Genomic DNA, 9,969 nt, shown 5'->3' on the forward strand with positions numbered 1-9,969 from the left:
CTTGGGTTTATGTCTTTATAAACCATGGAATGTTGTTAATAAGGAGTGTTTGTGCGAAGTCTATCCATCTGTTTTTTATTACTATTTAGTAGTTTTTACGTTAACTCTGAAGTTAAGCCCCTCACAGTAGAAGCCTACGGTAAATTGCCTGCTAAAAGTATGTTCGTTGTATCGCCCAGTAGCGAAAGAATTGCTTATCGGGATACGTCTAGTGGAACCGACTATGTCATCATGATGGAGTTATTAAGTGGCAAAATGTTAGCTGCCATCAATGTATCTTCAGTTAACCCTAACAATATGTATTTTATTGACGAAGATACTTTGGTTTTTGTGGCATCACAAAATAGAAAGATTAGAGGCTACGCTGGCAGGCATGAAATAAGTGCGGCTTTTGCTTATAAACTTACCACTAAAAAAATGCATCAGTTACTTATTCAAGGGAATGGAATATATAAGGGCCAGTCTCAGTTAGGCAGGATTCTAGGCACATCACCAGATAATAAATATGCCTATATGCCAGCCTATGAAAATGCTGCTACATACAATTTATATAAAGTTCGCTTAGATAAAAAAGCAAAACCTAGACGAGTTCAAGGCGGCACCTCTGACACCATTGATTTTTTCCTCGATGGTAAAGGTAAAGTTATTGTACGGGAGCGTTTTCATAATAAAAAAAATCTACATAGAGTTGAATCCAAAATCAGTGGCGAATGGAAACTAATATACAGTGAAGAGACTGAGTATAGGACTAAGTCGTTTAGTGGTTTAACGCCAGATCGAAAACGTTTAGTGATGTTAGGTACAGATAAAAAAACAGGCCGCTGGGCCTATTACACTATGGCATTGACTGACGGCACTATCGAAGGGCCTGTCTTTAGCCATAAAGACAAGGATATAGAAACTGTGTTGACTGATATTCAAAGAGTAGTGCATGGAGTTAAATATTCCGGATTTACCCCTAGTTACGAGTTTTTTGATAATAAACTTAATGCCCGCATGCGAGGGCTTAAAAAGGCGATGCCTAATAATGCATTTAGTATTAGAGATTACACGCCCAACTGGGATGAAATTATTTTTTATATGGATGGAGAGCAAAGTTCTGGCGATTATTTGATGTACAAAGCGGGAAAGTTAGAGTTAATAACCTCAGAACGACCCGATATCCCAAGAACATCAGTACATAATATTGAGGATTATGAATACGTCGCAAGAGACGGACTTAAGATACCAACATTATTGACCATACCTAATGGTAAATCAGCTAAAAACCTTCCAGCTATCGTGATGCCTCATGGTGGACCTGAGTCCTATGACAAAAAGTCATTTAATTATATGGCGCAGTATTTCGCGAGCCAAGGTTACTTAGTTATTCAACCACAATTTAGAGGTTCTAAAGGATTTGGCTTACAACATTTATGGGCCGGTAGAGGTGAATGGGGGCGCAAAATGCAAGATGATTTAACCGACGCCGTAGTTAATCTTGCAGAAGCAGGAAAAATAGATAAATCCAGAGTTTGTATAGTGGGTGCGAGTTACGGCGGTTACGCGGCACTGGCTGGTGCTGTTTTTACACCTGATTTGTATCAGTGTGTTGTTTCGATTAACGGTGTTTCAGACGTAGAAGAAATGATAGAAGAAGAAGAAAGTACTTATGGCGATGATCACTGGGTAGTGGCTTATTGGAAGGAAGTAATTTCTGAAGGTGATGTTGATGAAGACCACTTGGAGCAGATTTCGCCTATTAATCACGTAAGTAAAATTAAATCTCCTGTGTTATTGATCCATGGCACCTACGACAAGGTGGTGCCCATTGACCAATCTGAAGAAATGTTTGATGAGATGGAAGATGAAGAAAAAGACGTCACTTTTATCAAACTTAAAAAAGGTGATCATCATTTAAGCAAAGCTAAAAATAGAATGAAAGCCATGCAGGCAATAGATTCATTCATTAAAAAATATATATAAATTGTAGCCAATAAAAAAGCCGCCGTTAATTTAGATTAACGGCGGCTTTTTTTAAACATAACGTTTAGTGTGTGATTTTTAACACTTGAGCATGTTTAGATGGTGAACCTGCTGGTAAGGTTACTTTTAACATATCATCTGACTGTTCAAACTGAACAGTCGCTTCATGACCAATTAATGTGATGTTTGTTATCTTGTGAGGATAATTTTTAGCATTAATTGAATGAATAGTGATTTCTTTGTTATCACCAGGCCAAGCTAGCATAGTTGCGTAAACTGTTTCGCCATTTTTAGTAAAACGAATGTCACTGCTATTGAAATCTTTACGATTCTTTTCAGCGTCATTTGAGTTTTTACCATCTGGTACGTAAGTTTCGCCTTCACCGTACACTTCCCAAGGACGTGTATTGTAAATTGCTTCACCGTTTAATTTTAACCAAGTACCAATTTCGCTCAATAACTTGATTTCTTCATCAGGTATTGTCCCGTCTGGCTTAGGGCCGATATTAAGTAAAAGAGAACCGTTTTTACTAATGATATCAATCATATCGTCAACCAAAGAGTTAGCGTTACGATATTTGTGGTTTGTTACGTAACCCCAAGAAGATTTGGAAACTGAGGTGTCTGTTTGCCAAAAGTGTGGGTGAATGTCAGTCATACCGCCACGCTCAATGTCTAATACTGCTGACCCAGGAATGAAAGAACGCATTTCATGGTGCTCTTTATAGTTTAGAGCAGGCATGTTCTTCCAATTAACGCCTTTGTTGTAATAATAACCAGTGAAGGCTTCAACATGTTTATGGAAAGGTTCTGACGCCATCCACCAGTCAAACCAAATTAATTCAGGTTCATATTTATCAACGATTTCTACAGTACGTAATAACCAATCATCCATAAACTCTTTAGTTGGTGGCGTTAGACCATCTTCTGAATCTTTACGGTTGGCTGCTGGACCATATAGATCGCGATAGGCTTCATCTTGAACATCAGATGGGAATTCACGACCACCATCAAAGAACCACCAGTTTTCAGCTCTGTGACTTGATAAACCGAAGTGTATATCTGTTTTGTCAGTTGCTTTTTTCAACTCACCAATAATGTCTCGTTTAGGGCCCATTTCTACAGAGTCCCAACGGGTATACGAGTTATCGTACATAGAGAAACCGTCATGGTGTTCTGCTACTGGTACAATGTACTTAGCACCAGAATCAGCAATAATCTTTAACCACTGATCAGCATCAAACTTTTCAGCTTTAAATTGTGGAATAAAATCTTTGTAACCAAACTTAGTTTGATCACCAAAGTTTTCTTTGTGATAACTGAACTCGCCATCTTTTTGTTGATACATCTTACGTGGATACCATTCACCATTGTGGGCAGGGACTGAATAGGCACCCCAATGAATGAAAATACCGAATTTAGCATCTTGGTACCAATCTGGAATTTGATATTGGGTAAAAGATTCAAAATTAGCTTTATAAGGGCCTTGATTAGCCACTTTATGAATTTCTGCTAATTTAGCAACAGGATCGAGTTTAGTGCTTTCGTTTTGAACTGATGCTTGCGATGGTGACTTATCACCGCCACATCCCGAAATAGATACAGCTATAGCAATGGCTAAAGCCGTTTTTACAGATTTTAATACAAATGGTTTCATAATAGCTTCTTAATCGTCAGTTAACCTAAATTTAACACTGTAACTATAAAGTTAAAGAGGGGGTATTTGCAATGTTTTTTATAGGTAAAAGGTTATATTTCTATTTGAGTTGTATATTTTTATTAGAATTTCAATGTGTTTTGTAAGGTACATCAGCTATTAATATCGCAATTAACAGGCCAAGTAAGTTTACGAAACTACTTAATTAGCCGTCTTAAATTAAAGTATTAGATATGAAATTGAACTTCATATGTGATGAAGGTATACTTATATATAAAACCAAGGGTGATTGTTTAGTTCTTGGTTGTTAGATTTAGTAAAACTCAATATTCGTAATTAATAGTAGTCTCAACATCCAAGCTATTGTAATGCCGGTGTTATTCCATAGGGCATTAAAAGTTTGATCAATTTTTAAAGGATAAATATTCTGTGAACCAACTTAATTTAAGCGTTTTAAACTCACTAAAAGAGTCGGGTAATCAAATACCAGCATACAGAATTGGGGCTAACAAACCTAAAATAGGCATAGTACACATTGGGCCTGGTGCATTTTTTAGAGGACATCAGTCTTGGTACACTCATACGGCCATGCAAAAAGCAGGCGGAGATTGGGGAATTTCTTGTGTATCTATGCGATCTCCCGGCGTTGCTGAAGCACTTAACCCGCAAGATGGCTTATACACTGTTGCAGTTTTAGATGCAGAAACGTCATACGAAGTAGTGGGTTCTATCCAAGAAGTCTTAATTGCCAAACAACAATACAGTGAGCTACAAGCCCGGTTAAGTTCTGTCGATACAAAGTATGTCACCATGACAATTACCGAGAAGGGTTATTGTTTAAATAGTGAAGGTGATTTAGATCTTAATAATCCAGATATCAAGCAAGACTTAGCCGGAGGCCAGCAAGCGTGCTCAGCCATTGCGGTTTTAGTTGAGGCTCTTGCAACTCGAAAGGCTGCAGGAATAGCCCCATTTTGTGCTATGAGTTGCGATAACCTTACTGACAACGGTAAAAAATTACGTAATGCCCTCATACAATATGCACAACAAAAAGATGCTGCATTAGCTTCTTGGTTAGAATCTAACCTAATTTGTCCTTGTTCTATGGTTGATTCAATTACGCCGGCTACTGACGACGCATTAAGAGAGCAAGTTAGCGTTGAGTTGTCTATTAGAGACAACTGGCCTATCAAGCGTGAATCTTTCGTGCAGTGGGTAGTAGAGGATTGTTTACCAGCAGATAAACCTGCATGGAAAGAAGCAGGAGTGACCTTTACAACTGATGTTGCCGGTTTTGAAAATGCAAAACTACGTTTATTAAATTGCCCGCATTCCAGTATGGCGTATATGGGAGTATTGGCAGAGATTGAAACTGTGAATGATGCGATGCAACAACAGCCTTTAGTTTCTTTTGTGCAATCCATGATTGAACAAGAAATCGTGCCTTCTTTTACAGCGCCCAAAGAGCTAGATGTATCCGCTTATAGTGCTGATATCCTAAAACGTTTTCGAAACCCTGCCATTCGCCATTTGTTGAATCAGATTGCTTGGGATGGATCACAAAAATTACCTATGCGTATTTTGCCAATTATTCAGCAAAATATTAAAGATGGTAATCCTATCCAAAAGTTAAGTACTGCCATTGCTGCTTGGTGTTTATTTATTCGTAAACGATTTATTGAAAAACAAGAATTGGTTGATCCTTTGTCAGAAAGTTTGTTTGCTATAGCTAAGCAATGTAATGGCAATGCCGAATCTGATGTGGCGTTGTTTCTTTCTTTAGAAGACGTATTTGGAAAAAATTTATCAAAAGATCCGGCCTTTACTAAGGCGTTAACTGCATCTTACAAAAACTTGTTACCAGCTTTAAATTCAAAATCTATTCCATGGGATACATTAGGTTAATATGCCTAATTTATTAGTTTTAGGCGAGTGTATGATGGAGCTAAGTCACGCCAATAATGGTGACTTACAACGCTCTTTTGCCGGTGATACCTATAATAGCGCTGTTTACGCTAAGCGTTGTATGGAAAATAGCCAAGTTAGTTTTGTTTCGGCTATTGGTACGGATCCTTTTAGTCAACAAATGAAATCTACTTGGCAAGCTGAAGGTATTGATTGCTCATTTGTTGCTGAAACGAGTCTGGCTGAAATCGGTATTTATGCGATACATACGGATAATTTGGGGGAGCGAAGTTTTTCGTATTGGCGAAAAGGTTCAACAGCTAGCCAAATGATGCAGTTTTTAGATCTTGAAACATTAAAAAGCCAAGCTAATCAGTATCAAATATTGTATTTCAGCGGCATTAGCCTGGCCGTTCTACCTGAGCAAGATAAATTAAGCTTTATTAATTTTGTTGCACAAATGAAAGATTTGGGATGTCGTATTGCTTTTGATCCTAACTATCGGCCTAGATTGTGGGACTCACTCGACCACGCCATTAGTTGGTTAGAAAAAGCCTATGCTATATCAGATGTAATTCTACCTGGTTTGGAAGATCACCAAGTCATGTTTGGTCACCAAGATCATAAACAAATGGTGGAGTACTTTAAGCAATATTTACCACACGAATTAGTAATAAAGTGTGGAAATGACGGAACTTTTGTGTACACGGATTGTCAACTTGTTACTCATTTACCTTTTAGTCCAGCACCAGTGCAAGTTGATTCTACTGCTGCGGGCGATTCCTTTGCCGGTACTTATTTAGCAAAACGAATAGAAGGTCAAAGTACTGAACATGCGTTAAAAGGAGCAGCACATGTGGCTAGCCAAGTGGTTCAGTACAAAGGTGCCATTTTAAATAATGCGCTATATGAAAAGTTGTGTGTGATCCCGTGACATTTTAGTTGTGTGAATTGTCTCGGTTTATGAAAGCCCACCATAAGGTGGGCTTTTATATTTTTGCCTTCTGGTCTTTATTCTTTGGAATTTATTCCTTTATATGTTCGGCGCTACCTTCATGGGCTACTTCATGTTTTAAAGTGAGTGCGATTAACAATATTGAACACACACAGCCGCCTACTAATAAAACAAATCCGCCATCCCAACCGAAATAATCCACTGTATAACCTAAAGCTATATTTGCAATTACCGCGCCTCCTAAGTAACCGAACAACCCTGTTAAACCAGCTGCTGTGCCAGCAGCTTTTTTAGGAACTAACTCAAGTGCAAATAAACCAATTAGCATAACTGGGCCGTAAATTAAGAACCCTATGGCCATTAATGCCGCAATATCAATATAAGGATTGCCAGCTGGGTTAAACCAGTATACTAAAACGGCTACTAACACTAGTACCATATACAAAATTGCAGCTGGTGCTCTGCGACCTTTGAACCAAGCATCACTGATGTAACCACATAATAAAGTACCGGGTATACCAGCCCATTCATATAGAAAATATGCCCAAGAACTTTTGTTTATAGAGAAATCTTTTACCTCAGAGAGATAGGTTGGAGCCCAGTCTAAAACGCCATATCGAATGAGATAAACAAATGCATTTGCCACTGCAATAAACCAAAGTAATTTATTGTTTAAGACATAGGTTAAAAAGATTTGTTTGGCGCTAAATTCTTGCTCATGATCTTGGCTATAATCTAATGGGTAGTCCTTACGGTATTCTTCAATAGGTGGAAGGCCACAGGATTGAGGTGTATCACGCATGGTTAAAAATATAAAACCTGCTACTAGTGCTGCTACTGCGGCAGGCACATAAAAGGCACTCTGCCAATCATTAAACCAAGCCATACCCAGTATAAATAGAGGTCCGATCAAGCCGCCTCCGATGTTATGTGCTATGTTCCAAAAAGAAACTGTTCTTCCTCTTTCGTTACCAGAAAACCAATGCACCATAGTTCTGCCACAAGCTGGCCAGCCCATGCCTTGTGCCCAGCCATTGATAAATAAAAGAATAAAGATACTGGCAACACTTTGAGTTGCCCAAGAGGTGAAACCGAAGATAAACATCACAGTAGAAGATACTAATAAACCCGTCATCAGGAAATAACGAGGGTTACTTCTATCTGACACACTTCCCATTAAAAATTTACTCAATCCATAAGCAATAGAAACAGCCGATAGTGCAATCCCTAATTGCCCTTTGGTAAACCCTTGCTCTTCAATCAAAAACGGCATAGCTAATGAAAAGTTTTTACGGACTAAATAATAACCTGCATAACCCACAAATATGCCAATAAAGACTTGCCAACGTAGGCGTTTGTATTCTTTATCTGTTCTATCTGCTGGCACTCGTTGTATGTGTGGAGCGGGCTTAAAAATACCGTACATAGATCAATCACCTAATTTGATTTTGTTTTATTACAACAGAAAAATGTTCGCGGCTATAGATTTAATTACAAGATTTTAACAAAGAGTACAAATGAGTGCTGGCTAACAATAACATTGCTTCTAACTGATTAGTTATTCATCTAGTAAAGTCTAGCAAGCAATGATAATTTGTATTAAAAGTTAGTTAGCCTTAACGCATTTCTAGGTGATGGCTCATAAATAAGCAGTATGAAATTGAAAGACAAAGATGAAAGTATTGGTGCTCTAAATCGCAGTAAGATATTGACTGCTGCAGAAAAAGAGTTCGCATTAAATGGCTACAAAGGTGCCCGTGTTCAATCTATCGCAGATAGAGCTGGCTTGCCTAAAACCAATGTTTTGTATTATTTCAAATCTAAGGAAGTTCTATATGTTGCTTTATTAGATGAAATTTTGCGCATATGGAATGGCCAATTTGACGCAGCCACTGCAGAAGATGATCCCGCTGCCGTGTTAGCGCAATATATCACTGAAAAAATGGAAATATCTCGAACTCGTCCATACGCATCTAAGATCTTTGCCTTAGAAATTATAAATAATGCGCCTCATTTAGATGAATTTTATACTGGTCAAATTGAGTGGATGAATGGCAGAGTAGCGGTTATTCAAAGTTGGATCGATGCTGGAAAAATAACGGTAAAAGATCCTTATTGTCTTCTTTTTAATATCTGGGCAACGTCGCAACATTACGCTGATTTTTCTGCGCAAATTACCGTATTAAAGGGTAAAAAGTTTGATAAAGCGGCATTTAAAAATGCCACTAACGAACTAGTGGCATTGATACTTAACGGTTGTGGACTCACTGTACCTCTGGAATATAAGTAACCTGAATACTGGATAAGTCGAACCTCTCGATAACGCTCTTTTTGTGCCTACCGGCGTTGGAATGCTTAGCCAAGTTGTAGTTCCTAGCAATAACACGTTATTACGTACGACAATCCGCCTTGCAATACACGAAAAATTTCGTGACCGAGTAAAAATTCAGCTTGTAAGTTTGGCTGAGTGTCACTAACCAATTGAATTATGGTATTAAATTTAACTTGGTCGATATTTCTTATCTAGCACTCAGGTTAAATAATTTCTGGGTGTTTATTTTAAATCTAATAAGTACCTCAAAATAAACACACCCGCCATTACATAGGTAATAACAGTAACTTGTTTAAATTTACCAGTACCTACCTTTATACCAACATAAGTGATAAACCCTAAAGCAATACCTTCACTGATGCTAAATGTTAATGGCATTGCTAATAAGGCAACCGTCGCTGTGGCTAAAGAGGTTAAATCATCAAAATCTAATTGTTTGATCGAATCCATCATTAATATGCCAACCATTATCAGGGCAGGGGTGGTAGCCATTAACGGAATTACTTTCATAACTGGGGTTAAGAATAGGGCCAATAAGAAACAAAGTGCTACTACTATTGAAGTGAGTCCTGTTCTACCTCCCGCTGATACGCCTGCTGCTGATTCTACGTATGATGTAACGGGTGACGTACCTACAGCCGCACCAATAACACTGGCTGCTGCATCAGCATTCATCGCTTTACCCATTTTAGGAAGCTTTCCGTTTTTATCCAATAGGTTTGCTCTACGTGACACACCAATCAAAGTGCCAATGGTGTCAAACATATTAACGAATAATAGCGCAAAAATGAGATCCCAAGTTTCAGCAAAATGTCTTAATGGGTACATGATGTCCATCGCCATAAAGGTAGTGCTAATGCTATCTGGCATGCCCACTATGTCAGAAGTATGTTGAGTGAGATAACCATCACCAACTGGTATGACTGTACCTATTAAAGTTAATACGATCACCGAAATCAAAATGGCTCCGGTTACTTTCTTAATAACTAAAACAATAGTTAATAAAATACCTGCTAAAGCTAGCATAGTAGGGGGAGCTGACAAATCACCAATAGTGACAAAAGTTGCTGGGTGATGGACGACCAACCCAGCATTTTTAAGGCCAATAAACGCGATAAATAATCCAATACCACATTGAACACCAATCTTTAGCGC

7 protein-coding genes are annotated in these 9,969 nt (G+C 38.2%); 4 read left to right on the top strand and 3 right to left on the bottom strand.

The features are described from left to right. Positions 1–51 precede the first annotated feature (51 nt). Positions 52–1,965 carry an alpha/beta hydrolase family protein gene (locus ACSHXM_RS10960; protein ID WP_435688805.1) on the top strand — a complete coding sequence of 638 codons (1,914 nt, stop codon included), beginning with the start codon at positions 52–54 and terminating at the stop codon, positions 1,963–1,965. A gap of 64 nt (positions 1,966–2,029) precedes the next feature. On the opposite strand, the gene ACSHXM_RS10965 is transcribed toward ACSHXM_RS10960, so the two are convergent. Then, positions 2,030–3,622, bottom strand: coding sequence for an alpha-L-fucosidase (locus tag ACSHXM_RS10965; protein WP_435688806.1), 1,593 nt, complete (start codon positions 3,620–3,622; stop codon positions 2,030–2,032). Positions 3,623–4,051: 429 nt separating this feature from the next. On the opposite strand from ACSHXM_RS10965, the gene ACSHXM_RS10970 reads away from it, so the two are divergent. Together ACSHXM_RS10970 and ACSHXM_RS10975 are read left to right on the top strand one after the other, a co-directional pair. Further along, on the top strand, positions 4,052–5,527 hold the full coding sequence (locus ACSHXM_RS10970) for a mannitol dehydrogenase family protein (RefSeq protein WP_435688807.1): 1,476 nt from the start codon (positions 4,052–4,054) through the stop codon (positions 5,525–5,527). A 1-nt stretch (position 5,528) separates the two neighbouring features. Continuing rightward, complete coding sequence (locus ACSHXM_RS10975; RefSeq protein ID WP_435688808.1) at positions 5,529–6,461, top strand: sugar kinase; 933 nt, start codon at positions 5,529–5,531, stop codon at positions 6,459–6,461. Between the two features lie 91 nt (positions 6,462–6,552). On the opposite strand, the gene glpT is transcribed toward ACSHXM_RS10975, so the two are convergent. Beyond that, positions 6,553–7,908 (bottom strand): glycerol-3-phosphate transporter, encoded by a 1,356-nt coding sequence (glpT, locus tag ACSHXM_RS10980; protein ID WP_435688809.1) that lies wholly within the window; start codon positions 7,906–7,908, stop codon positions 6,553–6,555. 228 nt (positions 7,909–8,136) lie between these two features. On the opposite strand from glpT, the gene ACSHXM_RS10985 reads away from it, so the two are divergent. After that, complete coding sequence (locus tag ACSHXM_RS10985; RefSeq protein WP_435688810.1) at positions 8,137–8,772, top strand: TetR family transcriptional regulator C-terminal domain-containing protein; 636 nt, start codon at positions 8,137–8,139, stop codon at positions 8,770–8,772. A gap of 264 nt (positions 8,773–9,036) precedes the next feature. Here ACSHXM_RS10985 and ACSHXM_RS10990 read toward each other — a convergent pair. After that, positions 9,037–9,969, bottom strand: a 933-nt coding sequence (locus ACSHXM_RS10990; protein ID WP_435688811.1) for an NCS2 family permease, incomplete at its 5' end; no start/stop codon positions are given.

Origin of the sequence: Paraglaciecola sp. (assembly GCF_051252315.1) — a bacterium.
In the GTDB taxonomy this organism is placed as follows: domain Bacteria; phylum Pseudomonadota; class Gammaproteobacteria; order Enterobacterales; family Alteromonadaceae; genus Paraglaciecola.